This window comes from Xanthomonas sp. F10 (assembly GCF_014206815.1).
Lineage (GTDB): Bacteria > Pseudomonadota > Gammaproteobacteria > Xanthomonadales > Xanthomonadaceae > Xanthomonas_A > Xanthomonas_A indica.
The window spans coordinates 1,097,877-1,124,430 of the sequence record NZ_JACHNP010000001.1 but is presented as its reverse complement, the minus strand read 5'-3'; the positions used below and the strand labels follow the sequence as shown (position 1 = coordinate 1,124,430).

General features: G+C 67.9%; 24 protein-coding genes and 1 pseudogene. 12 read left to right on the top strand and 13 right to left on the bottom strand.

The genetic code is table 11. The features are described 5' to 3' along the window. Nucleotides 1-72: 72 nt before the first annotated feature. Both ppsA and FHR56_RS04975 read left to right on the top strand, forming a co-directional pair. On the top strand, nucleotides 73-2,448 hold the full coding sequence (ppsA, locus tag FHR56_RS04980; protein WP_160947276.1) for a phosphoenolpyruvate synthase: 2,376 nt from the start codon (nucleotides 73-75) through the stop codon (nucleotides 2,446-2,448). After that, the gene (locus tag FHR56_RS04975) at nucleotides 2,448-3,410 is read left to right on the top strand and encodes a mechanosensitive ion channel family protein (protein ID WP_160947304.1); all 963 of its coding nucleotides are present in this window, start codon (nucleotides 2,448-2,450) and stop codon (nucleotides 3,408-3,410) included. Before ppsA ends, FHR56_RS04975 begins: the two co-directional genes overlap by 1 nt. Before the next feature lie 96 nt (nucleotides 3,411-3,506). Here FHR56_RS04975 and orn read toward each other — a convergent pair whose 3' ends face one another. From orn to mntR, 3 genes are all read right to left on the bottom strand, one after another. Further along, nucleotides 3,507-4,079: an oligoribonuclease gene (orn, locus tag FHR56_RS04970; protein WP_043092079.1), complete on the bottom strand. Its 573-nt coding sequence runs from the start codon at nucleotides 4,077-4,079 to the stop codon at nucleotides 3,507-3,509. 100 nt (nucleotides 4,080-4,179) lie between these two features. Then, on the bottom strand, nucleotides 4,180-4,680 hold the full coding sequence (tadA, locus tag FHR56_RS04965) for a tRNA adenosine(34) deaminase TadA (protein ID WP_160947277.1): 501 nt from the start codon (nucleotides 4,678-4,680) through the stop codon (nucleotides 4,180-4,182). Then, nucleotides 4,677-5,141 carry a manganese-binding transcriptional regulator MntR gene (mntR, locus tag FHR56_RS04960; RefSeq protein WP_019798789.1) on the bottom strand — a complete coding sequence of 155 codons (465 nt, stop codon included), beginning with the start codon at nucleotides 5,139-5,141 and terminating at the stop codon, nucleotides 4,677-4,679. Before mntR ends, tadA begins: the two co-directional genes overlap by 4 nt. Nucleotides 5,142-5,290: 149 nt before the next feature. Between mntR and FHR56_RS04955 the strand changes: the two genes are divergently transcribed. After that, entirely contained in the window at nucleotides 5,291-6,640 is a 1,350-nt protein-coding gene (locus tag FHR56_RS04955) for an Nramp family divalent metal transporter (protein ID WP_160947278.1), read from the top strand. An 84-nt stretch (nucleotides 6,641-6,724) separates the two neighbouring features. On the opposite strand, the gene FHR56_RS04950 is transcribed toward FHR56_RS04955, so the two are convergent. Further along, on the bottom strand, nucleotides 6,725-7,090 hold the full coding sequence (locus tag FHR56_RS04950; protein WP_160947279.1) for a nuclear transport factor 2 family protein: 366 nt from the start codon (nucleotides 7,088-7,090) through the stop codon (nucleotides 6,725-6,727). Nucleotides 7,091-7,460: 370 nt separating this feature from the next. On the opposite strand from FHR56_RS04950, the gene FHR56_RS04945 reads away from it, so the two are divergent. Further along, nucleotides 7,461-9,038, top strand: a complete 1,578-nt coding sequence (locus FHR56_RS04945; protein ID WP_237473201.1) for an MASE1 domain-containing protein — start codon at nucleotides 7,461-7,463, stop codon at nucleotides 9,036-9,038. Here the strand turns inward: FHR56_RS04945 and FHR56_RS04940 are convergent. After that, entirely contained in the window at nucleotides 8,960-9,379 is a 420-nt protein-coding gene (locus FHR56_RS04940; protein WP_160947280.1) for a hypothetical protein, read from the bottom strand. The genes FHR56_RS04945 and FHR56_RS04940 overlap by 79 nt on opposite strands. Before the next feature lie 316 nt (nucleotides 9,380-9,695). On the opposite strand from FHR56_RS04940, the gene FHR56_RS04935 reads away from it, so the two are divergent. Then, complete coding sequence (locus tag FHR56_RS04935; protein ID WP_160947281.1) at nucleotides 9,696-10,139, top strand: Rrf2 family transcriptional regulator; 444 nt, start codon at nucleotides 9,696-9,698, stop codon at nucleotides 10,137-10,139. Between the two features lie 2 nt (nucleotides 10,140-10,141). Beyond that, nucleotides 10,142-11,050, top strand: a complete 909-nt coding sequence (locus FHR56_RS04930) for an NAD(P)/FAD-dependent oxidoreductase (protein ID WP_160947282.1) — start codon at nucleotides 10,142-10,144, stop codon at nucleotides 11,048-11,050. 167 nt (nucleotides 11,051-11,217) lie between these two features. On the opposite strand, the gene FHR56_RS04925 is transcribed toward FHR56_RS04930, so the two are convergent. The 3 genes from FHR56_RS04925 to FHR56_RS04920 form a co-directional block, all read right to left on the bottom strand. Further along, nucleotides 11,218-13,344 (bottom strand): ATP-binding protein, encoded by a 2,127-nt coding sequence (locus tag FHR56_RS04925; RefSeq protein WP_260400242.1) that lies wholly within the window; start codon nucleotides 13,342-13,344, stop codon nucleotides 11,218-11,220. 568 nt (nucleotides 13,345-13,912) lie between these two features. Further along, entirely contained in the window at nucleotides 13,913-14,104 is a 192-nt protein-coding gene (locus FHR56_RS20480; RefSeq protein ID WP_202406980.1) for a glycine betaine ABC transporter substrate-binding protein, read from the bottom strand. Beyond that, entirely contained in the window at nucleotides 14,104-14,526 is a 423-nt protein-coding gene (locus tag FHR56_RS04920; RefSeq protein WP_202406981.1) for a glycine betaine ABC transporter substrate-binding protein, read from the bottom strand. The genes FHR56_RS20480 and FHR56_RS04920 overlap by 1 nt, the downstream gene beginning before the upstream one ends. 14 nt (nucleotides 14,527-14,540) lie before the next feature. Here FHR56_RS04920 and FHR56_RS04915 point away from each other — a divergent pair. Then, nucleotides 14,541-15,023 (top strand): annotated as a pseudogene (locus tag FHR56_RS04915) (zinc-binding dehydrogenase); the annotation flags it as partial. Nucleotides 15,024-15,095: 72 nt separating this feature from the next. On the opposite strand, the gene FHR56_RS20575 reads toward FHR56_RS04915, so the two are convergent. Beyond that, a complete protein-coding gene (locus FHR56_RS20575) occupies nucleotides 15,096-15,332 on the bottom strand; it encodes a hypothetical protein (protein ID WP_237473205.1) in 237 nt (78 codons plus the stop codon). 329 nt (nucleotides 15,333-15,661) lie between these two features. Here FHR56_RS20575 and FHR56_RS04905 point away from each other — a divergent pair, with 329 nt between their 5' ends. Further along, entirely contained in the window at nucleotides 15,662-15,928 is a 267-nt protein-coding gene (locus FHR56_RS04905; protein ID WP_160947284.1) for a hypothetical protein, read from the top strand. Between the two features lie 98 nt (nucleotides 15,929-16,026). Here the strand turns inward: FHR56_RS04905 and FHR56_RS04900 are convergent, their stop codons facing one another. Then, nucleotides 16,027-16,914 carry a LysR family transcriptional regulator gene (locus tag FHR56_RS04900; protein WP_184502423.1) on the bottom strand — a complete coding sequence of 296 codons (888 nt, stop codon included), beginning with the start codon at nucleotides 16,912-16,914 and terminating at the stop codon, nucleotides 16,027-16,029. A 110-nt stretch (nucleotides 16,915-17,024) separates the two neighbouring features. Here FHR56_RS04900 and FHR56_RS04895 point away from each other — a divergent pair, with 110 nt between their 5' ends. Then, entirely contained in the window at nucleotides 17,025-17,801 is a 777-nt protein-coding gene (locus FHR56_RS04895; RefSeq protein WP_160947286.1) for a class I SAM-dependent methyltransferase, read from the top strand. Between the two features lie 278 nt (nucleotides 17,802-18,079). Beyond that, on the top strand, nucleotides 18,080-18,535 hold the full coding sequence (locus FHR56_RS04890; RefSeq protein WP_019796255.1) for an acetyltransferase: 456 nt from the start codon (nucleotides 18,080-18,082) through the stop codon (nucleotides 18,533-18,535). A gap of 69 nt (nucleotides 18,536-18,604) precedes the next feature. Here the strand turns inward: FHR56_RS04890 and FHR56_RS04885 are convergent, their stop codons facing one another. From FHR56_RS04885 to FHR56_RS04875, 3 genes are all read right to left on the bottom strand, one after another. Further along, nucleotides 18,605-20,290, bottom strand: coding sequence for an FAD-dependent monooxygenase (locus tag FHR56_RS04885; RefSeq protein WP_160947287.1), 1,686 nt, complete (start codon nucleotides 20,288-20,290; stop codon nucleotides 18,605-18,607). 43 nt (nucleotides 20,291-20,333) lie between these two features. Continuing rightward, nucleotides 20,334-20,789 carry a helix-turn-helix domain-containing protein gene (locus FHR56_RS04880; protein WP_184502422.1) on the bottom strand — a complete coding sequence of 152 codons (456 nt, stop codon included), beginning with the start codon at nucleotides 20,787-20,789 and terminating at the stop codon, nucleotides 20,334-20,336. A gap of 167 nt (nucleotides 20,790-20,956) precedes the next feature. Continuing rightward, nucleotides 20,957-21,847 carry a LysR family transcriptional regulator gene (locus FHR56_RS04875; protein WP_160947288.1) on the bottom strand — a complete coding sequence of 297 codons (891 nt, stop codon included), beginning with the start codon at nucleotides 21,845-21,847 and terminating at the stop codon, nucleotides 20,957-20,959. Between the two features lie 107 nt (nucleotides 21,848-21,954). Between FHR56_RS04875 and FHR56_RS04870 the strand changes: the two genes are divergently transcribed. Together FHR56_RS04870 and FHR56_RS04865 are read left to right on the top strand one after the other, a co-directional pair. Then, entirely contained in the window at nucleotides 21,955-23,559 is a 1,605-nt protein-coding gene (locus FHR56_RS04870) for a proton-conducting transporter membrane subunit (protein ID WP_160947289.1), read from the top strand. Then, nucleotides 23,550-25,985, top strand: coding sequence for a DUF2309 domain-containing protein (locus tag FHR56_RS04865; protein ID WP_184502421.1), 2,436 nt, complete (start codon nucleotides 23,550-23,552; stop codon nucleotides 25,983-25,985). The genes FHR56_RS04870 and FHR56_RS04865 overlap by 10 nt, the downstream gene beginning before the upstream one ends. The last annotated feature ends 569 nt before the right edge of the window (nucleotides 25,986-26,554 follow it).

The window sequence follows — 26,554 nt, the reverse complement described above, 5'->3', positions numbered from 1 at the left end:
CATATCGGCTTCTTCCCTCACGGACGCGGCCATTCAGCCCGCCTCGGGCGATGGCCTAACGGAGCATCGCGCTTGAACGAGAACATCCTGTGGTTGCATGAGCTGCGCCTGGCCGACCTGGCCCGCGTCGGTGGCAAGAATTCCTCCCTCGGCGAAATGATCGGCAACCTGGCGGGCCTCGGCGTCTCCGTGCCGGGCGGCTTCGCCACCACCGCCGAAGCGTTCAAGGCCTTCGTCGCCCACAACGATCTGTACCAGCGCATCTTCGACAAGCTGGCCACGCTGGACGTGGAAGACGTGGGCGCGCTCACTGCGGCCGGCAAGGAGATCCGCGGCTGGGTGATCGACGCGCCGCTGCAGCCGGAACTGGACCAAGCGATCCGCGACGCCTACGCGCAGCTGTGCAACGAGAACGGCGGCGGCGACATCGCCGTGGCGGTGCGCTCCTCGGCCACCGCCGAAGACCTGCCCGATGCCAGCTTCGCCGGCCAGCAGGAGACCTTCCTCAACGTGACCGGCGCCGACGACGTGGTGCACAAGGTCAAGGAAGTCTTCGCCAGCCTCTACAACGATCGCGCCATCGCCTACCGCGTGCATCACGGCTTCAAGCACGAGGACGTGTTCCTCTCGGCCGGCGTGCAGCTGATGGTGCGCTCGGGCGTCGGCGCGTCCGGCGTGCTGTTCACCCTGGACACCGAGTCCGGTTTCCGCGACGTGGTGTTCGTTACCTCCAGCTTCGGCCTCGGCGAAATGGTCGTGCAGGGCGCGGTCAATCCGGACGAGTTCTACGTCTACAAGCCCACCCTCAAGGCCGGCAAGCCGGCGATCCTGCGCCGCTCGCTGGGCAGCAAGCTGATCCGCATGGTGTATTCGGACGTGCCGGGCGAGCGCGTGCGCATCGAGGACACACCGGCGCAGCTGCGCAACACCTTCTCGATCAGCGACGAGGACGTGCAGGAACTGGCCAAGCAGGCACTGGTGATCGAGCAGCACTACCAGCGGCCGATGGACATCGAGTGGGCGAAGGATGGCGTCAGCGGCAAGCTGTTCATCGTGCAGGCGCGCCCGGAGACGGTGAAGTCGCGCGGCCACGCGACCCAGATCGAACGCTTCGCGCTGCAGCAGCGCGGCGAGGTGATCGCCGAAGGCCGCGCCATCGGCCAGAAGATCGGCGCCGGCGTCGCCCGCGTGGTGCGCAGCCTGGAGGACATGAACCGGGTGCAGCCTGGCGACGTGCTGGTCGCGGACATGACCGATCCCGACTGGGAGCCGGTGATGAAGCGCGCCTCGGCGATCGTCACCAACCGCGGCGGCCGTACTTGCCACGCGGCGATTATCGCCCGCGAACTGGGCGTGCCGGCAGTGGTCGGCACCGGCAATGCGATGGAGCTGGTCGAGGACGGCAAGGAAGTGACGGTCAGCTGCGCCGAAGGCGATACCGGCTACATCTACGGCGGGCGCCTGCCGTTCGAGCGCACCACCACCGATCTCGGCAACATGCCGCCGGCGCCGCTGAAGATCATGATGAACGTGGCCAACCCGGAGCGCGCGTTCGACTTCGGCCAGTTGCCCAACGCCGGCATCGGCCTGGCGCGCCTGGAGATGATCATCGCCGCGCACATCGGCATCCATCCCAACGCGCTGCTGGAGTACGCCAAGCAGGACGCGGCGACCAAGAAGAAGATCGACGAGAAGATCGCCGGCTACGCCGACCCGGTGAGCTTCTACGTCAACCGCCTGGCCGAAGGCATCGCCACGCTGACCGCGTCGGTGGCGCCGCACCCGGTGATCGTGCGCCTGTCGGACTTCAAGTCCAACGAGTACGCCAACCTGATCGGCGGCAGCAACTACGAGCCGCACGAAGAGAACCCGATGATCGGCTTCCGCGGCGCCAGCCGCTACGTCGATCCGAGCTTCGCCGCCGCGTTCGCACTGGAATGCAAGGCCGTGCTCAAGGTCCGCAACGAGATGGGCCTGGACAACATGTGGGTCATGATCCCGTTCGTGCGCACCCTCGAGGAAGGCCGCAAGGTCGTCGAGGTGCTGGCCAGCAACGGCCTGCGCCAGGGCGAGAACGGCCTGAAGATCATCATGATGTGCGAGGTGCCGTCGAACGCGCTGTTGGCCGAGGAATTCCTGGAGATCTTCGACGGCTTCTCGATCGGCTCCAACGACCTGACCCAGCTGACGCTCGGTCTGGACCGCGATTCCTCGATCGTGGCGCACCTGTTCGACGAGCGTAATCCGGCGGTCAAGAAGATGCTGTCGATGGCGATCAAGGCCGCGCGCGCCAAGGGCAAGTACGTGGGCATCTGCGGCCAGGGTCCGTCGGATCACCCGGACCTGGCCGAATGGCTGATGCAGGAAGGCATCGAGTCGGTCTCGCTGAACCCGGACACCGTGGTCGATACCTGGCTGCGTCTGGCCAAGCTGAAGAGCAAGGGATGATGGCGATGGCGCAGTCGTGGCTGACGGCACTGACGGCGGCCGCCACGGCCGCCGCTCCGGCGACGCCGGCCACGCGCCCGTTCGACTGGCGCACGCTGGACTGGTCGCAGTACGCGCTCAACTGGGGCGTGGCGATCCTGATCCTGGTGATCGGAATGTGGATCGCCAAGCGTCTGAGTCTGTGGTTGCAGCGCGTCCTGCTGCGCGCGCGGGTGGAGACCACGCTCAGCAACTTCCTGCGCAACGTCGCTTACGCGCTGATGCTGGTCCTGGTGCTGGTCACCGCGCTGCAGAAGATCGGTGTGCCGCCGACCTCGCTGTTCGCCGTGCTCGGCGCCGCCGGCCTCGCCGTGGGCCTGGCGCTGAAGGACTCGCTGTCCAACATCGCCTCCGGGGTGATGCTGATCGTGCTGCGGCCGATGCGCGACGGCGACCACGTCGTGGTGGCCGGCCAGGAAGGCGTGGTCGACGAGATCCGGATCTTCCAGACCCGCATCCGCACCTTCGACGAGCGCATGGTGACCCTGCCCAACAGCACCATCACCACCGCGCCGATCGTCAACTACAGCACCCTACCCAACCGGCGCCTGGAGATCACCGTCGGCGTCGGCTACGGCGACGACCTGAAGAAGGCGCAGGAACTGTTGCTGAAGATCGCCCAGGACAATCCGAACATCCTGAAAACCCCCGCTCCGTTCGTGCAGGTCACCAACCTGGGCGAAAGCACGGTGGACCTGATGCTGTTCGGCTACGCCAAGAATGGCGATTTCGGCGCGGCCAAGAGCACCACGCTGGAGCAGATCCGCAACCAGTTGCTGGAGAACGGGCTCAGCATTCCGTATCCGCAGCGCGACCTGCACGTGTACCACCACGATGCCGACGGCCGCCCGATCGCGGAGTTGTTGACCAAGGGCGTCACCGACGACGGCGAGACCAAGCCGGGACCGCCGCTGGCGCGCTGAGCGGCGGCATCACTCGGTATTCCCTGCATCCGCCCGACGCGCGTCGGGCGGCCTCCCGCATGTGCCCCGCAGCGGCGCGAAGGCCCGGAGCGCGGGTCAGCCCTCGCCCTGCCCGCCCAGCCTGCCCATGAACGGACGGTAGTAGCGCAGTTCGTCGATGGAGTCGTGCACGTCGCTGAGCGCGGTATGCGAGGAGGTCTTGGTCAGTCCGGCCGACACCGTCGGCGCCCAGCGCCGCGCCAGTTCCTTCAGCGTCGACACGTCCAGGTTGCGGTAATGGAAGAAACGCTCCAGCCGCGGCATCTGCCGGTGCAGGAAGCGCCGGTCCTGGCAGATCGAGTTGCCGCACATCGGCGAGGTGCCGGGCTTGCACCACTGGGTCAGGAACGCCATGGTCTCGGCCTCGGCCTGGGCCAGCGTGACCCGGCTGTCGAGCACGCGCTGCCACAGGCCGGAGTGGCGATGCTGGTTGCGGTTCCACTCGTCCATCGCCTCCAGCGTCTGCAGCGGATGGGCAATGGCGAACTCCGGTCCTTCGGCCAACACGTTGAGTTGGGCGTCGGTCACCACCGTGGCGATTTCGATGATCGAATCGCGATCGGTATCCAAGCCGGTCATTTCCAGATCGATCCAGATCAGCCGATCGTTCGCCACGTGCGCTTGCGCCATATCACCGTCCTGTCGTTCGCGGCGGCGATGCCGGCGCGGGAGTGTCGTATCAAGCGTCAATGATACCGCGCGGGCTGCGCGACCGGCAGGGGCGTGGCGCTCACGCGCCGAGTGGCGGCTTGCCGCGCTTGGCGCGGAAGTAGTTGGTCAACCGCGTGCTGGCCGCCGCCGCCAGCACCCCGCTGCGGACCTGCACGCGGTGGTTGTGGCGCGGGTCGGCGAGCAGGTCGAACACGCTGCCGCAGGCGCCGGTCTTGGGATCGGTGGCGGCATAGATCAGTTCCGCCACCCGCGCGTGCACCACCGCCATCGCGCACATCGCGCACGGCTCCAGGGTCACGTACAGGCGGCTGCCGACCAGGCGGTGGTTGCCGAGCCGGCGGCCGGCCTGGCGCAGCGCGACGATCTCGGCATGCGCGCTGGGGTCGTGCTCGGCGATGTTGAGGTTCCAGCCCTCGCCCAACACCGTGTCGTCGGCCGAGACCAGCACTGCGCCGACCGGGATCTCGTCGAAGTCGCGCTCGGCGCGTTCGGCCAGGGCCAGCGCGTGGCGCATCCAGTGCTCGTCGCGCGCCTGTTGCACGTCCTCGCCGAGGCTCATCGCGGCGCGCTGTGCTTGCGCACGAACTCGGCGAACACCGCCAGCGTCGCTTCGCTGACATGGTGCTCGATGCCCTCGGCGTCGCGGCGCGCGGTGTCGGGATCGATCCCCAGGGCCAGCAGGAACTGCTCCACGGTCTGGTGGCGCTGCCGGCTGGCGGCGGCCAACGCCTCGCCCTCGGCGGTCAGGAACACGCCACGATACGGACGCTGCACCACCCAGCCACCCTTGACCAGGCGCTTGAGCATCTTGGCCACGGTCGGCTGGGCCACGCCCAGGCGCGCGGCGATATCCACCTGCCGCGCTTCGCCGCCATCGGCGAGCAGGTCGGAAATCAACTCCACGTAGTCCTCGATCAGCTCCAGGCGGTGCGCTTCACGCACCTGGCGGAAGCTTTCGACCTGCACCTCGGCGTCGAGCAGCACCGCCGTCGGCGCCATCGACTTCCCGCTTTTCTGCATTGCAACGCCCTTGTCCGGTGCCGGCGCCCGCCGGCCACCCGCCTATTCTGGCCGAAATCCGGGCTATCGCAGCGATTTGAATTGCCAATGCTAATCCATATAGCACCTGCTATATACTCGTTCGCACCCCGCCTCACCCCGTCGTTGCCATGGCCGCCCCCCTGCCCCTGCCAAGCTCCGCCGCCGAACACGCCAGCCGTGGCGAGCCGCGCCCCAGCCTGGGGGCGATGCACGCCAGCGTCGCCGTGCCGCGCACCGGCCTGGGCTGGCGCCGCTTCCTGGCCTTCCTCGGGCCCGGCTACATGGTCTCGGTCGGCTACATGGACCCGGGCAACTGGGCGACCGACATCGCCGGCGGCTCGCACTTCGGCTACCTGCTGCTGTCGGTGATCCTGCTGTCCAACCTGATGGCGATCGTGCTGCAGGGCCTGGCTGCGCGCCTGGGCATCGCCACCGGCCTGGATCTGGCCCAGGCCTGCCGCGCGCACTATTCCAAGCCGGTGAACTTCCTGCTGTGGCTGGCCTGCGAGGCCGCCATCATCGCCTGCGACCTGGCCGAGGTGATCGGGACCGCGATCGCGCTGAAGCTGCTGTTCGGCATTCCACTGACCGCCGGCGCGATCATCACCTCGATCGACGCGCTGCTGGTGCTGTTCCTGATGCGCCGCGGCTTCCGCGCGCTGGAAGCGTTCGTGATCGCCCTGCTGACGGTGATCTTCGCCTGCTTCCTGGTGCAGATCGTGCTGGCCGCGCCGCCGCTGCGCGAGGTGCTGGCCGGCTTCATCCCACGCGCGCAGGTGGTGACCGATCCGGCCGCGCTGTACCTGGCGATCGGCATCATCGGCGCGACGGTGATGCCGCACAACCTGTACCTGCATTCCTCGATCGTGCAGACCCGTGCCTACGAACGCACCGACCAGGGCCGCCGTTCGGCGCTGCGCTGGGCATTGACCGACAGCACCATCGCGCTGAGCCTGGCACTGTTCGTCAATGCTGCGATCCTGATCCTCGCCGCCGCGGTATTCCATGCGCACGGCCGCACCGACGTGGAGGAAATCGAACAGGCACACGAACTGCTGGCGCCGATGCTCGGCGTCGGCCTGGCCTCGACCCTGTTCGCGGTGGCGCTGCTGGCCTCCGGCATCAATTCCACCGTTACGGCCACGCTTGCCGGGCAGATCGTGATGGAAGGCTTCCTGCACCTGCGCCTGCCGCCATGGGCGCGGCGCCTGCTGACCCGCGGCCTGGCGATCGTGCCGGTAGTCGCGGTGACCTCGCTGTACGGCGAGCAGGGCACGGCCAAGCTGCTGGTGCTGAGCCAGGTGGTGCTGTCGATGCAGTTGCCGTTCGCGGTGATCCCGCTGGTGCGTTTCGTCACCGACAAGCAACGCATGGGCCCGCTGGTGGTGCGCCGTGGGCTGGCCTGGCTGGCCTGGGCGATCGCCGCGCTGATCGTGGTACTGAACCTGAAGCTGCTGGCGGACACCTTGTTGCACTGAGCGATCCTGGCGTCGCGCCGTGCGCAGACGCGCACGCGACGGCGCGATAAGAATGGATGCCAGAGGCCGGATGCGCGCTCGCGGCTAATCGTCCTGCGCTGCAGACAGCGGCACCACGTACGCCTCCAGTTCCGCCATCTGCCCATCGCGAAATCGCCAGACGTCGCAGTAGGAGAACAGCGACGTCCCGGCGTCGCCGGTAGCGAGCGCGATCTGGCCGATGGCCACGACGTGGCCATCGCCGACGATGAATTTGCGGACGTCGAACTGCGGTGGCTGCCGGTAGGCCTCGGCCATCCACTCCCTCACCGCCTGCTTGCCTCGGAGTGTCCGCTCGCCGATGAAGTGCCAGGTCGTATCTTCGGTGCAGTGAACGAGAAAGCCTTCGTGATCGCCTGCGGCGAGGGCGGCATTCGCGGCCTGCAGGATGTGCTGGTTCGCCTCGGTCATCGGGATGATCTCCTCTGGGAACTATCGAGATGGCGCGAGCCTAGCGTCGCCGGTGTCGCGCCTGCGTCCACGCGGCGCCTGCATCGCCGCGCGAGCGACCGAAACGCACGCAAGCGTTGCGACGATACGATGCAGAAGCCGTGTGCAAGTGTGGAGCCCTGCCAGAGAGGCACTGACGCGCCATCGCAATGAGCGAACGGGCTGTCGTGATCGCGAACGCGCGGATGCAGACGCGGAAACACGAACACGCATCCACCTGCATCCGTCGACCACGTGCGACGCATCTCACACTGTCGTCCCACGACCAACTGTCTACCCTCGACGCCGATCCGGCTTATACAGTAGCGGCGACACACCACGGATGGCGGGGATGGCCGCAGGACGAGATATCGCCAGAGGCGTTCTACTGAGCGCTGCCTACTGTGCCGCGTTCCTGCTGGCCTGGCGCTGCTCCGTGGACCAGTGGTATCTGCCGGCAGGCGTGCGCGTCGCCAGCCTGCTGTTCCTGCCCGCGCGGCGCTGGCCGTGGTTGCTGGCCGGCGATGCCGCCGCGCTGCTGACCCTGCGCATTCCCATGAGCGAGACCTGGGGCGCGAGTGCCGCCTGGGCGTATCTGAGTCCGTTCCTGCTGATGCCGGCGGTATCGCTGCTGCCGGTCCTGATGCGTCAGCGCATTCCGGATCTGGCGCGCCACGATCACTGGCTGCTGCCGCTGACGCTGGCGACCGCGCTGTGGAGCACGCTCTGCAACATCGCGATCAACACCGCACTGGGCGGTCCGACGGGGCCGGCGCCGCTGGATGTGCTGCTGCGCTACTGGCTGGGCGATTACCTGGGCACCTTGATGTTCGTGCTGCCCGCGTTGCTGTGGCTGCGCCGCGACGAGCCTGCGCAGATGCAGGCCTCGCTGCTGCGCGAGGGCCTGGCATCGATCGCCGCTGCGGTCGTGCTGTCGGCGTCGATCGCCGCCGTCGACGATGCCGTGCTGCGGCAGGTGCTGCTGGTGCTGCTGGTGGTCCCGGCGATCGTGCTGACGCTGCGCCATGGCTGGCGGGGCGCGGCGCTCGGCGTGGTGCTGGCGAACGTGGCCGTGGCGCTGTCCATGCCCAGGGCCGTCGCACCCGGCATGCACGACGCCGACGCGTTCGTGGTGCAGATCCTGCTCGCGGCCACCGCCACGGTGATGTTCGCGTTCGGATCGCGCATCTCCGCGGCCTGCCGGCACATGCGCGACGACGGGCGCATGCGCGAGCAGGCGCTGGCCTTCGCGCAGGCCGGGTACCTGTCGGCCGAACGCACGCTGCGCCGGCGGGTGGTCGACTACACCGACCTCCGCACCCAGATCAACAAGCTGCGCCGCGACGTGGTGGAAGACCTGCGCGCGCGCGGCCATTACGCCGCCGCCATGCAGATGACCCGCACCGGCGTGATCCAGGCGCAACTGCTGGACGAATACGTCACCGCGCTGTATCCGCTCGGGATCGAGACGCATGGGCTGTATCCCACCCTGCGCTCGCCGACCTTCGCCAACCTGTGCGCGACGGAGTTCCGCTGCCGCCTGCATGGCGATCCGCAGCGGCTGTCGCTGGGCCTGCAGCTGGTGGCCTATCGCTGCATCCTCGACGCCATCGAGACGCTGCCCGTGGCCCACACCCACCTGCTGCAGGCGCGGGTATGGCGTGCGAGGGGCCGGCAAGGCATCGCCATCCGCATCACCGCCGATGCGGCGATGCTGAGCGCGCTGCGCCGCCGCCCGGAGGCGCCGGACCGCGAACTGGCGGTCCGCCTGCAGGCGCATGGCGGCACCTGCCGGCGCCGCCATGCGTTGAGCTTCAGCTTTCTGGTGTCCGAAAGCGCGTCCCCCCGGGCTCACTCTGCCGGCGTGATCTCCCATGCGTCGCCGCTGGCATGGCTGCGCAGCCGCACCACGACTTCCGACGTCCGATAGACCACGCGGCCCGGCACCAGTGGCGCCGCCGTCAGCGAGACGCGCGCCACGTCGCTGCCCATCGGCAGCACCCACAGCGTCTTGCCGATGCGGCCGACCGCGGCGCGCACCACACCGCTGGCGTCGTTGATCTGCAGGTAGTTCACGCCATCGCGCGAGAACTCATAGACGCGCCAGGCCGAATCCGTAGCGAGATTCAGCGCCTTGGGCACGCTTTCCCCCAAGCCCTTGCCCACAACCCCGTGCCCGCCGGAGGGGCAGCACGACTGCGCCTGCGCCTGAAAGGACAGCGCCAGTCCCGCCGCGACCACGATTGCCAAGCCCTTCGCCTTCGTTTCCATTCCATCGATCCTTTCCCACCCGGGGAATTCCGCCTGCATCTCAGGCTGGATCAAGGTACGTGGTCCGGGCCGGGAAGCGGTCGACAAACACCACGGTGGCGATGACGCGAAACCAGGTCGTGGCCATTCCTCGGTGAACAAGCGCCATGCCACCGAATAACGCCATGTCGCGATCGCGGCGAATCCGGTTGCACTCGGCGCGCCTTACGGGCGACAGGTGCGCAAATGTTCCACGGCACATCCGTTGATCGCGATCGCAGCGCCGGCACCCAGGTCGCACTTGACCCGCCACAGCTTTCGAAACATCATTAGTTACATGAAACGCGACAGCCGCCTGTCTTCTGTCCTGCATGCCCTGCTGCACATGGCCGAGCACGATGGCCCCATGACCTCCGACGCCCTGGCCCAGTGCCTGGGGACCAACCCCGTCGTGGTCCGGCGGACCATGGGGTACTTGCGCGGCGCCGGCATCGTGACCTCGGACCGCGGGCATGCCGGCGGATGGCGCATCCACGCCGACCTGGCCGCGGTCACCTTGCGCCAGTTGCACGAGGCGCTGGGTGAACCCGCCCTGTTCGCCATCGGCAATCGTCACGAAGCCCCGGAATGTCTGGTGGAGCAAGCGGTGAATGCCGCACTCGAAGGCACGTTCGCAGAGGCCGAGGCGTTGCTGTTGAAGCGGTTTTCGGAGATCACCCTTGCCGACCTGGCCGCGGACTTCGCGCGCCGGCATGCGGCAGCACGACGTACCAGGAGTTGAGCATGCACCACGACACCATCATCATCGGCGGCAGCTATGCAGGCATGGCCGCCGCCCTGCAATTGCTGCGGGCACGCCGCTCCGTGCTGGTGATCGATGCGGGCCAGCGCCGCAATCGCACCGCCCGCCATGCACATGGCTTCCTCGGCCAGGACGGCGTGCCGCCGGACGTCATCGCGGCGACCGCGCGCCAGCAACTCGACGCCTATCCGACGCTGGCCTGGCTGGACGCACACGCCCTGACCGCCACCGGCTCCCTGGACGCCTTCAGCGTGACCACCTCCGATGGCGGCACGCACCAGGGCCGTCGCATCCTGCTGGCCACCGGCGTGGCCGATCAGCTTCCGGCCGTCGCCGGTCTTGCCGAACGCTGGGGCACGGCCGTGTTCCACTGCCCGTACTGCCACGGCTACGAGCTGGATCAGGGCCGCATCGGCATCGTCGGCGCCGGCGCGCTGTCCGCACACCAGGCCGAACTGCTCACCGAATGGGGCCATGTGACCTTGCTCGTCAACGGCGCGCTGCAGCTGGACGAGGCAGCCAGGGACCGCCTGACCGGCCGCGGCGTGACGATCGAGGAGGCGGCCATCGACAGGATCGAGGGGCACGCCGACGTGGTCCTGGCCGACGGTCGCCGGCTGGTCTTCGCCGGCCTGTTCACGGCCCCGCGCACCGCCCCGTCCGGCCCCCTGGCCGAGGCCATGGGCTGCCTGCTGGAAGAGACGCCAATGGGCATCCAGGTCCGCATCGATGCCGAGCACAGGACCTCGGTGGCCGGTGTCTTCGCGTGCGGCGACGTGGCGAAAGCGCCGCATTCGCTGTCACTGGCCGTCGCCAGCGGCGCCATGGCAGGCTCCCAGGTTCACCGCTCGCTGGTATGGCCGGAGACCTTCGCCGCGCCGCCAGCATAAGCGCGCACAAGATGACGCCCTCTCGGATTCCGTGGCCCTAGCGGGCTACGCCGAGCAAACCGCGCGGACGCGGTCATGCCACGTGTGGTCGCTTGGCCGGGCTGCGCATCACCGCACGGGCCACAGCGCACCAGGCGCGACGTGCGCGTGTGCCGACCCTGGCCAGGTCAGCCGAGCCCGGCGAACAGGCCGTGCAATTCGGCAAATCCCACCGGCTTGACCAGATGCGCGTCGAACCCGGCGCGCGCCGAATCCTGCCGATCGCCATCCTGTCCCCAGCCGGTCAACGCGACGATGGTGATGTCCCTGCCCCAGTCGCATTCGCGGATGCGGCGGCACGCTTCGTGGCCGTCCATGCCGGGCATGCCGATGTCCATCAGGATCACCTCCGGGCGCATGCGTGCGCCCATCGCCAGCGCTTCCTCGCCGCCTCCGGCCGTGCGCACGTCATGCCCGTCCAGTTCCAGCAGCGCGGCCAGCGCCAGCGCGATATCCGCGTTGTCGTCGACCACCAGGATCCGGCGCGCGATGTGTGACGACCTGGCATCCGCGGTGCCCGACGCCGCGGCCGGCGCGGCGTCGGCGGGAAGCCGCACGACGAAGGCGCTGCCCTTGCCGGCTCCCTCGCTGCGCGCTTCGACGGTGCCGCCGTGCATCTCGACCAGTTGCCTGACCAGCATCAGGCCGATGCCGAGTCCGCCTTGCGCACGCTCCAGCGTGCGGTCCACCTGGGTGAACAGTTCGAAGATGGCGTCGATCTTGTCCGGCGGAATGCCGGAGCCGTTGTCCTCGACCACGACCTCGACGCTGCCCTCGATCGCTTCCACCCGGACTTCGATGTCTCCCCCGGGAGGCGTGTACTTGCACGCATTGGTGAGCAGGTTTCCGAACACCTGGGTCAGACGGACCGAGTCTCCCTGCAGCGGCAGCGGTGCCTGCGGCAACACCACGCGCAACCGATGCCGCTGCTGGTCCAGCGCAGGACGACAGACCTCGACCGCCTGCTGGATCACCTCGGCCAGCAGCAGCGGCTCGCGCCGCAGCTCCAGCTTGCCCTGCTTGATGCGGTTGACGTCGAGCAGGTCGTCCACCAGCCGCACCAGGTGCCGCACCTGCCGCTCCATGACCTCCTGCGCCTTCCGCGACAGCGCTTCGTTGCCGTGCGAGCGCTTGAGCACTTCCAGCATGTTGCGCAACGGCGCCAACGGGTTGCGCAGTTCGTGCGCGAGCATGGCCAGGAACTCGTCCTTGCGTTGCCGCTCCTTCGCCAGCTCCGTCTCGATCTGATGGCGCTCCACCAGTTCGGCCGCCTGCCGCGCGAGCAGGTCGATGTAGCGCAGCGCGTCCGGGTCGGGGCCGCCCGGCCAACGGTAGTGGTTGTTGAGCATGCCCAGCAGCCGCCCATCGCGGCTGAGCAACGGCGTGCACTGGATGGAGCGGATCTGGTCCTCCATCACGATCTCCAGGCCCAGCGTGCCCTGCAGGCCCTCCAGCTTCTCCACATCGGCCACCACCAGACGCTGCACCTGCTTCGCCGCCTCCCCGCAACTGGCGTCCCACCCGTCCTCGCGGAAATGCTCGACCAGCCGCGCCCCCAGGCCCTGGTGCACGACGATCCGTAACGTTTTCCTGATCGGATCGAAAATCTGGATGTTGCCCTTGTCGGTGCCCGAGATGTCGGCGGCCGCCGCCAGGATCTTCTGCAGCAGCGGCTCGAACTCCCCTGGCCCGACCAGTTCGGCGCTCAATTCCTGCAGCCGGGCGAGTGCGGCCATCTCCTTGCGCAGATGCGCGGCCGCCCGTTCCCGCTCCACCACGATGCTGGTCGCCAGTGCGCCGAATTCGGCGACCTTGCGCTCCCACGCAGTGGCCTGCCGCGCTTCCGCAAGACACAGAAAGAACGATCCGACCGCCTTGCCGCCCTGCCCGATGGCCGGATGCGAATAGCACGCCAGAATGCCGTTTTCCAGGCAAAGCGCGCGCCAGGGCGCGGCCCACTGCGGCGAGTGCTCCACGTCCTCGCATTCGACCGGACGCCCTTCGTGGATGGCGGTCCCGCAGGTGCCGATGAGCGCCTCCCCGATCGGCAAGCCGCGGATGGCCGCGGCGAACGCAGGTGGAAAGTGCGACGAGTAACCGTCGCCCATCGTGCGGCGGTCCTGGCTCGCCAACAGCACGCAGGCACGGGCATCGGGCACGAGGCGGCCGACGGCATCGGTGAGCGCATCCAGGCACTCGGCCATGGGCGCGCCAGACGCGATCATGAGCAGCGCTTTGCGCTGCTCCGCATCCAATTGCGCATCGCGCTGGGCCTGTGCCAGTTCTCGGTACACGTGCACCTATTTACATGGCCGCAGCGGTGTTAATAAATAACACTGAAGACGGTTCGTCTTGAATGAAACCGAGATCCGCTGAAAGCACGGCTTCCACGGTCCGGCGAAAAGCCATGTTGGCATAGGTGCCGCGTGAAGCGCGTGCGACATGCATCAAGGTCTGCAGCCGAAGCTGCGTCGAAACGTCTCGAAACGTCTCGAAACGCAGGCACTTGGCGCCCGACCTCCGCGCCAGCACCGGTGCCGACCCTCCTTATGCGAGGTCCAGCCCTGCACTGCCCGGCGCCGTGCGATCTGCATACCGCAGGACACGCGGCGCGCCGCTCCACGTCAGCGCCAGCCGCCGCCCTGACGGTACCCACGCAGCAAGGTCATGCGGCAAGCGGATCGTGACGAGGGGTTCAGTGGAGCTCCATCGGCCTCCACCTGGTGCTCGAGGGTTGCGCGCACCTTCGCCCTGCTGCACGAGCGAGACGCAATGCAACGCGCCTGCGTGGAGACGCCTTCCTGGCAGAACGAAGGGACGTGGCTAGCCGGTAATGTACAACCAGCGACGAGCGGCCTCCAACGGATCCACCCGATCGCGCGAGACGAGATAATCCAGCCGCGAAACGGCGTCATTGCCGAGGGAGGTGCTGCGCAATGCCGACGCTGCCTCCGCAGGCAACCGGTGCATCACCTCGTGGCGCGCCACCAGTGTCGCCTCGTCGGCGCCGCCCATCACCCCAGCGGATCCTGCAGTGGTCGAATCGCGTATTGCTCATGCAGGAACTGCGGCTTCCACAACGGCAGCACGACCCAACGGCCGTGCTGCACCGCATGTTCGTACGCCGCCACGCAGTCGTCCAGCGTGCCGTTCTCGAAGTGGTAACCGGCCTCTGCGAGGCCATACTGCGTCATCGCCGTGCGCGAGAACCGGCTGATGCCCGCGCCCGCGCCGATGCCCTGGATGCGCTTGTGCATGCGCGCAGCCACCTCCGGCTTGCGCAGATCCTCGATCGAGGACACCAGGGCCTGCGGCACGTCGTCCGGCACGCCCCAGTACGCGTAGGGGCGGTAGAGAACGGCGACCTTCTCGAACCTGCTCGCCATCGGAGCGAAATAGACGCCGTGGCTGTCGGGCAGCCATGCGCTGCACAACATGTCGGCCGCGCCCCGTGATCGGCACCGTGTCGCGTCCGGAAACCGCCAAATGGGTCGGCGACCTCGGCGCGCACCACGTGATCGACCACACCAAACCGCTATCCGAAGAACTGCGGCGCATCGGCTTCGCCGGCGTCGACTACGTCGCGAGCCTGAACCAGAGCGACCGCCATTTCGACGAGATCGTCGCCGCGATCAACCCGCAGGGGCACGTCGCGCTCATCGACGATCCCGATCACATCGACGTCCGCAAGCTGAAAACCAAGAGCGTGTCGCTGCATTGGGAATTCATGTTCACGCGTTCGATGCACGCCACGCCGGACCAGATCCGCCAGCACGAACTGCTGACCCGCGTCGGATCGCTGATCGATGCCGGCGTGCTGCGCACCACGCTGGCCGGACACTTCGGCACGGTAAATGCCGCCAATCTGCGGCGCGCGCACGAATGGATCGAGACGCATCGCGCCCGCGGCAAGATCGTGCTCGAGGGCTTCTGAGCAGCCTGCACGGCGCCGCCCCCCCTGTCAGTCCCCGTCGGCAACCGACGGCCCAGCGACCACCTACCGCCATCAAGAGGAGAACAGCATGCCCAACTCTGGAGACCCCATGGACCACAACCCGATGCGCCGGTATGTCAGCCAGTTGGGGCTGTTCGGCCTGGGCGCATTGTTGGTCAGCCCCCGCGTGATGGCCGCGGCGTCCACGCCGGCGAGCTTGCCATCGAAGACGCATCCTGACAGCGCGACGCCGCCGGGCTCCGCGGCGCCGACGAAGGTGGTGATCCTGCTGTTCCCGGGCACCACCATGCTCGACTGGATCGGCCCCTACGAACTGCTCCATCGGGTACCGGGCATCGACCTGGTGCTCGCGGCCAAGACCCGCGATCCCTACCGCAGCGACAGTGGCATGGTGACCTATCAGGCGAATGCGCTGATCCAGGACATCGACACGGCCGACGTCCTGCTCATCCCGGGCGGCGGCATGGGCGTGCGCGACGTTTCCAACGATGCCGACGTCATGGGCTGGATCCGGCGGATCGACAGGACATCGCGAATCACCGCAAGTGTCTGCACCGGCGCCCTGATCCTGGGCCGCGCCGGGCTGCGCGGCCGCCGCGCCACCACGCACTGGGGCCTTGCAGAACATGCTGAACGACCAGGGCGCCACCTATGTGGACGAGCGCTGGGTGGTCAGCGACAAGTACTGGACCTCCGCGGGCGTCTCGGCCGGCCTGGACATGACGCTGGCGCTCATCGGCCACCTGCGCGGGGATGCGGAAGCGATGAAGGCACAGCTGAAGATCCAGTACGACCCGAAGCCGCCGTTCCATGCAGGCGCCTGGTCGACGGCGCCGGCCGCCATTCGCGAAGCGGTAGGGGCGCCGATGCCCAGCCACGGCTGATGCCGTCGAAGGCGCTCGCGGCCGCCCGCCGGGCGATACGCTGCCGAGCCAGGCAGGCGACTACCGACGCACAGCGGGACGGGATACGCCGCGCCGGCTCATGCGTCCTTCGCCAAGGCCACCAAACGCGCCAACGGCGAGCCGGATGGCGCATCGCGCCAGATCAAGGTCAACGGGATGGTGAACGCGGATGCCGGATCCAGCTGGCGGTACACCACGCTCTCGCGATGCAGCGACTGCAGCGCCATCGGCACGATCGCAATGCCCTGCCCTGCCGCCACCATGGCGGCAGCGGACAGCAGACGCGGCACGCTCGCCACAGCGCGCGGCGCGAAACCGGCACGGTGGCACGCAGCGGACAGCACGTCCAGGATGCCCGGCCCGTCCGGGCTGCGATACAGCACGAACTCCTCCATCGCCAGGTCTTCCAGCGCCAACGCACCGGTTGCCGCGCCCAGCCGGTGTCCACGTGGCAGCGCGACCACCACTGCTTCTTCGCACAGGGTGACGGCGTGCAGCGGCGCAAAGCGCTCGGCGGGAGCGCGCACGAATGCCGCGTCCATCTCTTCGGCCCTCACCGCACGAAACAGGCTGTCGGTAGCATTTTCGCGTACGTCCAACGCCACTTGGGAATGGCGTTCGCGAAACACCCGCAGGATCCGCGGTACCAGCGGATGCAGCGCAGCCGAACTGGTGTAGCCCATCACCAGTCGACCCAACTGCCCCTGCGCCGCACACCGGACGCGAACGACGGCGTCGTCGGCCGCGGCCAGAATGGCCTGCGCATCCGCCAGGAACACGCGCCCTGCATCGTTGAGGCGCACGCTGCGCGGTGTCCGCTGGAACAGTTCGACACCCAGTTCGCGCTCCAGGTCGCGGATCTGCTGGCTGAGCGGCGGCTGCTGAATGCCCAGATGTGCCGCCGCCCTGGTGACGCTCTGCGCGGCTGCCACGGCGACGAAATAACGGAGATGGCGCAATTCCATGGCGCCAATGATATTCAAAATATCTGCTCATGGTAGCAAGCAGATATTTTACATTCCCATTATCCCTATCTAGCATCGCAGGCCGTGCATCCCGCCATGGACCACTGCCAATGCCCATTGATTTCCACGCACACCAGAACCGATACACCTACTCCGGCAGGGACGTCGATCCCGCCTGGATGGACGCCGTGCACGCCCTTGTCGAACCTGTCGGCAAGCGAATTGCCGACGTCGGCTGCGGCGGCGGACTTTACGCGCTGGCCTGGCATGCGCTGGGTGCCGCCCAGGTCACGGGTGTGGATTTCTCCGCGGAGATGGTGGCTGCGAGCCGCGAGCGAGGCACGGGCGTGGACAACGTCTGCTTCGTGCAAGGCACCGCCACCGCGACGGGGCTGCCCACGGCGAGCTGCGACGTGGTGTTCCAGCGCGCATTGATTCACCACCTGCCGGACTACGTGGCGTGCTTTGCCGAAGCGCGTCGCCTGCTGGCGCCCGGTGGCCGCCTGCTCGTGCAGGACCGCACACCCGAGGACGTCGACCTGCCTGGATCCAGCACGCACCTGCGCGGCTACTTCTTCGACCTGTTTCCGCGGCTTCGTGCCATCGAGGCCGGCCGTCGGCCTACGCACGCGACCGTCGCGGCGGCCATGCACGCTGCCGGCTTCACCGACATCGCCGAGCATTCGCTGTGGGAAACACGCAAACGCTACGCTAGCGTCGAATCGCTGGCCCTCGACCTGGCGGCACGCACGGGTCGCTCGATCCTGCACGAACTGAGCGATGACGAACTGCAGTCCTTGATCGACGACCTCCGTCGCCGATGGCCTGCGCATGGGGAAATCGTCGAGCAAGACCGCTGGACCCTCTGGGTAGCACGACCCGCCTGATGCGCGTGCATGCGCCACCACGCACGGCGCTCGCCTCGTCAGCGGCGCGGAGACAGGCGCTGCGATGGCCAGGCAGGCCATCGGCGCCCGCGGCGATCTGCATGCCATACTGATCGAAGCCGCCGCAGGGCTTCGGCATCGTGCCGGTGCCATGCCTCCACGTCGAGACCGAATTCGGCGACTCCGATGTGTCGATCCACGTGCTCGGGTCGATCCCCTGAAATGCGCCATCCAAGCACGGCAACGCTTCGACGGTCACTCCTGAAACGCAACGAGACATGAAAACCGACAACACCACGATCGCGATCCGGCGCGCTCGTCCCGATGAGGGAGCACGCGCAGTCCAGATCTGGCAGGAGGCGGTCGATGCGACACACGACTTCCTGTCGGCGCAGGATCGCCTTGCCATCCAGACGATGGTGCGCGAATTCCTGCCCAGCGCGCCGCTGTGGTTTGCCGTGGATGCGCACGACCGTCCACTGGCGCTGATGCTCATCGAAGACGGGCATATGCAGGCGTTGTTCGTCGACCCCGCGTCTCGTGGCACCGGTGTCGGCGCCGCGCTGGTGCGGCACGGCCTCGCGCTGCATCCGCGCATGACCACCGACGTCAACGAACAGAACCATCAGGCTGTCGGCTTCTACGAAAGGATGGGCTTCAGGCGCACAGGGCGGTCCCCGCACGACCACCAGGGCAAGCCCTATCCGCTCATCCACCTGGAATATGCGCCTTAAAACACCCTCTGGCATCGTCCCCGCGCCATGCCGCGGGGCCACCAACTGCGGCAGACCTGCACGCTCGCCCTAACCGCCAAAGATCCTGGCGCAGTACGCGCGCAGCAGGTCCGGCGCGTCGAGCGGGCCACGGAAGGCGATATGGCCATCGGGCCGGACCAGCACCATCGCAGGTTGACGCTCGATCCCATAGGCGCCGTGCGCCAGCCCATCCAGATCGAACAGCGCCGTGGCATCGCCAGCCTGCGGCACCGCCCCGCCGAGGATCAAGCGGGGCCGGATCCACTCCCACGCATGCAACTGCGCCAGTGCATCACGCATCGCAACCAGGGCGTCCTGCCGACGGGCATCGAACAGCAACAAGGTCCAGCCCCAGGTCACGCCGTCGGGGTTGTACAGATGCGCGAACAACGTCGTCGAGGACAGATCCTGGGCGATGACGGCCGCATCCGGTGCGCGGTCGCCGGGATGGGGAACGCGCCGATGCACGACCTCTCGCAGTCCGTTGAGGTGGTCCTCGTTCAACGGACTGTCGGGATAGGCGACGGAAAGTTGCTGGAGATCGTCGGTGCCCTGAATCAGCGCGCCGATGTTGGGCAGGAAACTGGCTGCGATCCCCATGGCCGCGTCCTTGATCGCGCCCCGGTACACGCTGTTCTTGAAGCCTTTTTCCTGCTGGGCGTCCAGACGGCTGTGCTCGCCGCCGCGCTCCACGCCGTAGGATTCCAGCAGCACCGGCGCGGCCTTGCCATGCAAGGCCATTGCCAATCGCCACGAAAGACCGACCGCATCCTGCAGCCCGGCGTTCATGCCCTGGCCGCCCGCGGGCAGCGTGAGATGGCCGGCATCGCCTACCAGGAAGATGCGTCCGTCGGCGTAACGCGGGGTCACGCCGTGCTGGAAGCGGCTGTGGGTGATCCAGATCGGATCGCTGAGCTCCAGCGTCTCGTCCTCGGTGACCTCGCGCGCGATGGCCTGCAGTTCCTCCAGCGTCGGATCGCGATCGGGAATGCCCGCGTCGTCGGACAGGAAGAACAGCCGGTGGTAGCCCTCCCACACCGGCAGCACGCCGCAGAAGCCCTTGGGGTAATAGAAGAACCAGAGGTGATCGAAATCAGTGGAACGCCGCCAGCGCAGCTTGGCATCAAGTTGTCGATTGATGCAGTGCGGCAGTTTTTCCGTCGCGAAGTCCGCGCCGATCCGCTTGCGCACGAAGCCTTCGGCCCCGTCCGCACCGACCAGATAGCGGCAGCGCAGTCGTTCGAGGGGGATGCCCGCGATTTCCGCGCCAGCGTCGTCCACCGTCGCGATCGCCACGGTGACGCCATCGGCATCCTGCTCGACCTCGACCACCTTGCGCCCGCGTTCCAGCGCGGCACCGCCGGCTGCGATCCGCTGCGCCAGCGTGTTCTCGATGACATCCTGTCCGCTGTAGAGCACCTCCGGATAGGGACTGTCGACCTGCGCGATGTCGATCGGATCCACCGTCTTGCCGTTCAACAGCGTGTGGATGTGGGTGATCCGATGCGCCCGCTCCGCCAGGGCATCGCGGATACCGATGCTCGCCAGCAATTCCTGCGGGCGCGCCCACAGATTGTTGGCGCGAGAATGCGGCTTGGGCTGCGTGCGCTGCTCGAAGATGCGGAATCGCACTCCGTGGTGGGCCAACGCGCAGGCGGTGGTCAGGCCGACCGGTCCGCCGCCGATGATGATGACGTCCGTCTCGGACCCATCGATGTGCGAAGCAGGCTCCATGGTCTCTCCTGGTGATGGACGCGTTGCGGTATCGGCCTCTGCCTTATCCCGCCAAGGACTGGTCGAGTGCATCGCGCATTTCCACGAGCACTGCGATGGCCGTGCTGACGCGCTCGGCGCCCAAGCGTTCGATCAGTTGCTGGTCGAGCGCCGCGACCGCGGCCTCGGCGGCGCCCAGGGCCGCGCGCCCTGCCGGCGTCAACACCACGAGCTTGGCGCGCGCATGATGCGGATTGGCTTCGAACACCACGAACCCGTGTGCGGCCAGCAGCTCCACGACGCGCTGGACCGCCTGCCGGGTCAGCCCCATGTTGCGGGCGATATGCGCCACCGGAAGCGGCACCGGCGAGTACCCGAGCGCGCCGAGCACCTGCCACCAGGCGGTGGTCAGCCCGATCGGGCGCACCAGGCGGTTGCCCATGTCGACCAGGCGGCCATTGGTGGCGAACACCGCGAGGACCAGTTCGCGAACCAGCAGGGGAAGGTTCTCGGAAGTCATGCATCATCCTGTCTATTTGACAGCATATTGTCAATCTACACAGCCAGCGACTTCGTTTCTCGACCGACGCACGCGCACTGCCGCGGCGTGGCGGCCGATCTTCGGCAACTACTGCTGAGTCCTACTCGGGTTAACCGCCTAAGCCCCTTAGGGCGACGGATAGGGCGCTACATGCCTGCTTGCGCAGCCGTCGGCTGCAGCAGCAGCCGCACCAGGGGATTGGGGAAGCGCCGCGACATGGTGACGGCGTGGAAGGTCTCCACGATGTCCGGCAATTGGTCGCCTTCCACCAGCACGCCCGCGGCGATCTCGTCCTTGACCACGATCGGCGGGAGCACGGCCAGGCCGATGTCCTCGCGCGCCAGCAACCGCATCATCGCCATGTCCTCCACTTCCGCCACGATCTGCGGGCGCACGCCCAGGCGATCGGCCAGGGCGTCGAATCCCGCACGCACGCTGTTGTCCACCGTCGGCAGGATGATGGGGTGGGTTCGAAGGCGATCGGCGACGCTGGCGGCATGGCCCAGCCGGTCCGGCGTGCCCACCAGGCTGACCGGGCGCTCGGCGAGCCGGTGGGTGACGAACGGCGTCAGCGCGTCGCCAGGGGGCGCCTGATTCAGCAGGACGACGTCGAGATTGAGCGCTTCCAGCGCCCGCAGCAGTTCGCCGCCACTGCCCGAGCGCAGGATCAGGTCGATGTCGGGACGGCCGAGCAGCGGCCGCAGGAACTCCAGCTGGAAGTTGCGCGACAGCGTGGCCAGCGAGCCGACCCGCAGCGCCTGCCGCGCGACACCGGTCTGCCGCAGCGTGCCCAGCAGTTCATCGCCGGTGGCGAAGATCGCGTCGGCATGGTCGAGCACGATCTGCCCGGCCTCGGTCAAGTGCAGTTGCCGCCCGCGCCGCTCGAACAGCGCATGGCCGAGGCGCTCCTCGAGCTTGCGGATCTGCACCGACAGGGCCGATTGGGTGAGGTGGAGCCGTTCGGCGGTGCGGGTCAGATTGCCGTCGTGGGCCACGGCCCAGAAGTAGCGCAGGTGGTTGTAGTTCAGGGTGGCCATCGTTCGATAATAGCGAACGATATCGTGAAAACAATGAATTTTTGTTGGATCCCACCGATCGCTATCGTGGCGCCGCCCGCCACCGTGCCCGATCCGAGGGGATTGCCTTGTCGCTCTATCTGCTGCCGCTCTCTGCACCGTTCCTGCTGCTGGTCGCCGCCGTGTTCGGCTTCGTTCGCAGCGGCCGACGCCCCCGCCTGGTGCCGGTCTTCGCCGAGGGCGCCGCGCTCGGCGCGCTGATCGTCGCCATCGCCTCGCTGGCGCTGCTGATCGCGCGCGGCGCCGGCGACAGCGGCGTGATTGGCTGGAGCGGCATCGGCCTCTCGGTCCGGCTCGACGCGGTGAGCGCCACGATGCTGCTGCTGGTCGCCTTCGTCGGCTGGATCGTGGTGCGCTACACCCGCACCTATCTCGACGGCGAGGCGCGACAAGGCTATTTCACCGGCTGGCTGTGTATCGCACTCGCCGCGGTGCTGCTGCTGGTGCAGGCGGGCAACCTGGTCCAGGTCGTGGTGGCCTGGATCGCGACCAGCGTCGCGCTCAATCGCCTGCTGCTGTTCTACCCCGACCGCGTGGCGGCGCGGCGCGCCGCGCGCAAGAAGCGCCTGTTCTCCAGCATCGGCGCCATCGCCCTGATCTCAGCGGCGCTGCTTGTCTGGAAGAGCCTGGGCACCACCGATATCGCCACGATCAACACGCTGGCGCGCAGCGGCCAGCACGATTGGTTGCTGACGGCCGCCGCCGCCCTGCTCGCGCTGGCCGCAGTGCTGAAATCGGCGCAGTTCCCCACCCATGGCTGGCTCACCGAGATGATGGAGGCGCCCACGCCGGTGTCGGCGCTGCTGCACGCTGGCGTGGTCAACGGCGGCGGCTTCCTGCTGATCCGCTTCGCCGACCTGATGCTGGCCGCCCCCGGCGTGCTGGCCGTGCTGGCGATGCTGGGCGGGTTCACCGCGCTGTTCGGGGCGCTGGTGATGTTGACCCAGCCCGCGGTCAAGACCTCGCTGGCCTGGTCGACGGTCGCGCAGATGGGTTTCATGATCCTGCAGTGCGGGCTGGCGCTGTTTCCGCTGGCGCTGCTGCACATCGTCGCGCACTCGCTGTACAAGGCACATGCCTTCCTGGCCTCCGGCGGTGCCGTCGAGCAAGTGGCATCCATTCGCCGGCCCGGGCCGGTTGCCGTGCCCAACGGGGCGGCGGTGGGCCGCGCCTTTCTGATCGCGCTGGCGATCTACATCGGGATCGGCGCCGCCTTCGGGTTCGCCTTCGGCTTCGGGCACAAGTCGCCGCAGGCGCTGGCCCTGGGCGCCATCCTGATCTTCGGTGTCGCCTATCTGCTGGCCCAGGGCCTGGCCGATGCCGCGCCGCGCCCGCTCACCCGCAAGACCGCGCTCTACGCCAGCGCCGCTGCGGTCGGCTATTTCGCGCTGCAGACCGCCGCCGAATGGCTGACCACCGGCGTGCTGCCGGCGACGCCGGCACCGGGCCGGCTGGAGTGGACGCTGATGGCGCTGGCGGTGCTGAGCTTCGGCCTGGTGGCGGTGGCGCAGGCGCTGTTCCCGCTGTGGGCGACGCACCCGGCCGCCGCCGGACTGCGCGTGCATCTCTCCAACGGCCTGTATGCCAACGCCACGCTCGATCGCCTGCTCGGCGGCTGGTCCGTCCGCAAGACCCCGTGCCCCTCAACTGCCAGGACACCCCCATGCCGATGACCACGACCGACGCGTCGCCCCTATCCCACGCTGCGATCATCGCCGCCGCCGCGCGTGCGGCACGCGCCATTCCCCCGCTGTGGCCGCTGGCCTCGAGCGTGGCGGTCAATCCCTTCCTCGGCCAGGCCGGCGAACCGCTGCCGATCGCGGCGGCACGGCTACGGCGCGCCGCCGGCATCGCCGTGGCCATGCCGCGCCCCTGGTATGCGCAGCGGCTGCAGTCCGGCGACATCGCCGAGGAGGATCTGCAGGCGGCCTGGCACAACGCGCCGACGGCGCTGCGCCCGCCGACGGTGTCCGCGCTCAAACTCGCCGTCGATGCCATGCACCCTGCCCCGCAGGCAATTCCGACCGTCGCCGACTTGGCCCGCGACGTTTCGGCGATCGACTGGCCGGGCATCGTCGAAGAGCGCATCGGGCACTGGGCCGCCGCCTATTTCGATCAGGGCCAGGCGCTGTGGGTCGCCGGGCAGTCAGGCGGCGCCTACAGCGCATGGCGCCTCGTCGCGACCCACGATCTGACGCCGGAAATCGCCGGGCTCACCCGATTCGCACAACAGGTGGCGGACGCGCCAGCGACTGCCGAAGAGGCGATCGTCGAGGGAGTCGCCCGCCTCGGCCTCTCGCCCGAGGCGCTGGACGGCTATTTCCACCGACTGCTGACCACGCTGGGCGGCTGGAGCCAGGTCGCCCGCCATCGGCTCTGGCAAGCGGAGCTGAGCGGCGGAACCGATGCCTGCGTCACCGATCTGCTCGCCATCCGCATCAGTTGGGAAGCCGCCCTGCTGGGCAAGTTCGGTGCGGCGATCGCGCCCGCGTGGCGAACCGCCATCGCCGCTTACGCCATGCCGGTGGCGGCGACTTCGGACGACGTCGTCGACAGCATCCTGCAGGAAGCGGCCGAACGGGCTGCGCAGCGGCGGCTCGGCAGCGTGCTTGCAGCGCCCGCCCCGGCCCCGGTCGCCCCTGCCCGGATGACATTGCAGATGGCCTTCTGCATCGACGTGCGATCGGAAGTGTTCCGCCGCGCACTGGAAAGCCTCGATGCGGGCATCCAGACGATCGGGTTCGCCGGCTTCTTCGGGCTGGGTATCGGCCATCGGCGGTTCGCCTCGGACGTAGTCGAAGCGCGCCTTCCAGTGCTGCTGACGCCGGGGGTGCACACCTGCGCGGGAGAGGCCACGTCCTCGGTGGCCGAGGCGGACCTCGCCGCGCGGATCGCGGCGCGTGCGAAGCGCGCCTGGGGGCGCTTCAAGCTGGCCGCCATTTCCTCGTTCGCCTTCGTCGAGGCCACCGGTCCGATCTACGTCGCCAAGCTGCTGCGCGATGGATTGGGACTGACGCGGCACCCAGCGCCGAACGATCCCGCGCCGCGCCCGGCGGACGCGCTCGACCTCGACACGCGGCTGACCATGGCCACGCGCATCCTCAAGGCGATGTCGCTCACCAGCGGCTTCGCCCGTCTCGTGGTGATCGCCAGCCATGGGGCAAACGTGGTGAACAACCCGCATGCCAGCGCCCTGCATTGCGGCGCCTGCGGCGGCTACTCGGGCGAAGTGAACGCGCGGCTGCTCGCTAGACTGCTCAACGACCCCGAGGTGCGCGTCGGTCTCGCCGAGCGCGGCATCGCCATTCCCGCCGACACGCTGTTCGTGGGTGCATTGCACGACACCACGACCGATGCGGTCACGCTCTACAGCGCTGACCATCCCGCGCCCGCGCATGCCACCGATCTCGAGCAGGCGGCGCGTTGGCTGCACAACGCCGGCGCGCTGACGCGCGGCGAGCGCGCACTGCGCCTGCCGCGCGCGCAGCACAGCCAGGACATCGCGCATCGCGCCCGCGACTGGGCCGAACTGCGCCCCGAGTGGGCACTGGCCGGTTGCCAGGCCTTCATCGCCGCGCCGCGCTCGCGCACGGCGGGACGCGACCTGGCGGGACGCACCTTCCTCCACGACTACGACTGGCGGCGCGACGAGGGCTTCGGCGTGCTGGAGCTGATCCTGACCGCCCCGGTCCTGGTCGCCAGCTGGATCAGCCTGCAGTACTACGGCTCGACCGTCGCGCCCGAGGTCTTCGGCGCAGGCAACAAGCTGCTGCACAACGTCACCGGCGGCATCGGCGTGGTCGAAGGCAATGGCGGCCTGCTGCGCGGTGGGTTGCCGTGGCAGTCGGTGCACGACGGCGAACGGCTGATCCACGAACCGCTGCGGCTCTCCGTACTGATCGAGGCACCGACCGAGGCGATCAGCAACATTCTCGAACGCCATCCGCAGGTGCGCGCGCTGTTCGACAACCGGTGGCTGCATCTTTTCGCGCTGGATGATGAAGGGCGGATGGCGTGGCGCTACACCGGCGATCTAAGCTGGGAAGCGCGCTTCAACGCTGCCGTCTCAAAGCGCGCCGCCGCGGCGGGGCTCACTTGAAGCAGCCTTCACCACCTACTCGGCACTAAAACGGCAAACGCGCGAGGGCTAGTCTGGCTTCTTTGCTGGCCCAGAGAAATGCCGCACCGATCAAATCATCGGTGCGGCATTTCCGATAGAGGACGATCGCCTCGAAAGAACCGGACGTCACTCCCACTCGATCATCAACGGCACTCGCAAGTCCTCGTGGTTAAGGATTTGGTGTTGATCGACATGGCCATTACCGTCGCGCTTACCGTCGCCCGAGAAGAGCTTTGTCTGGTACGGAAGACAGAGGCATTTCAGGACCCGATGGTACTGGCAACCCATAGTCAATCGGCATCTAGGATAGCGTAGACCCTGCCGACCGCCTACGACGGCGTCCACGTCGTCACGGGTGAAGTACTCTGAAGTCAGGAAACGGGGATTCTTTTTTTCAGGATGATAGGTCGCCAATGAAGGCGGCCTCGACGGCCCTCCCAACCTCGGATGCGCCAGCCCCCTGAGGCAACGTGATGGCATTGTCCTCCATGGATCGTTCCAGTGATTTCGCTGGTGGTTATCAAATGGAATGACCCGAGTCTCACCGC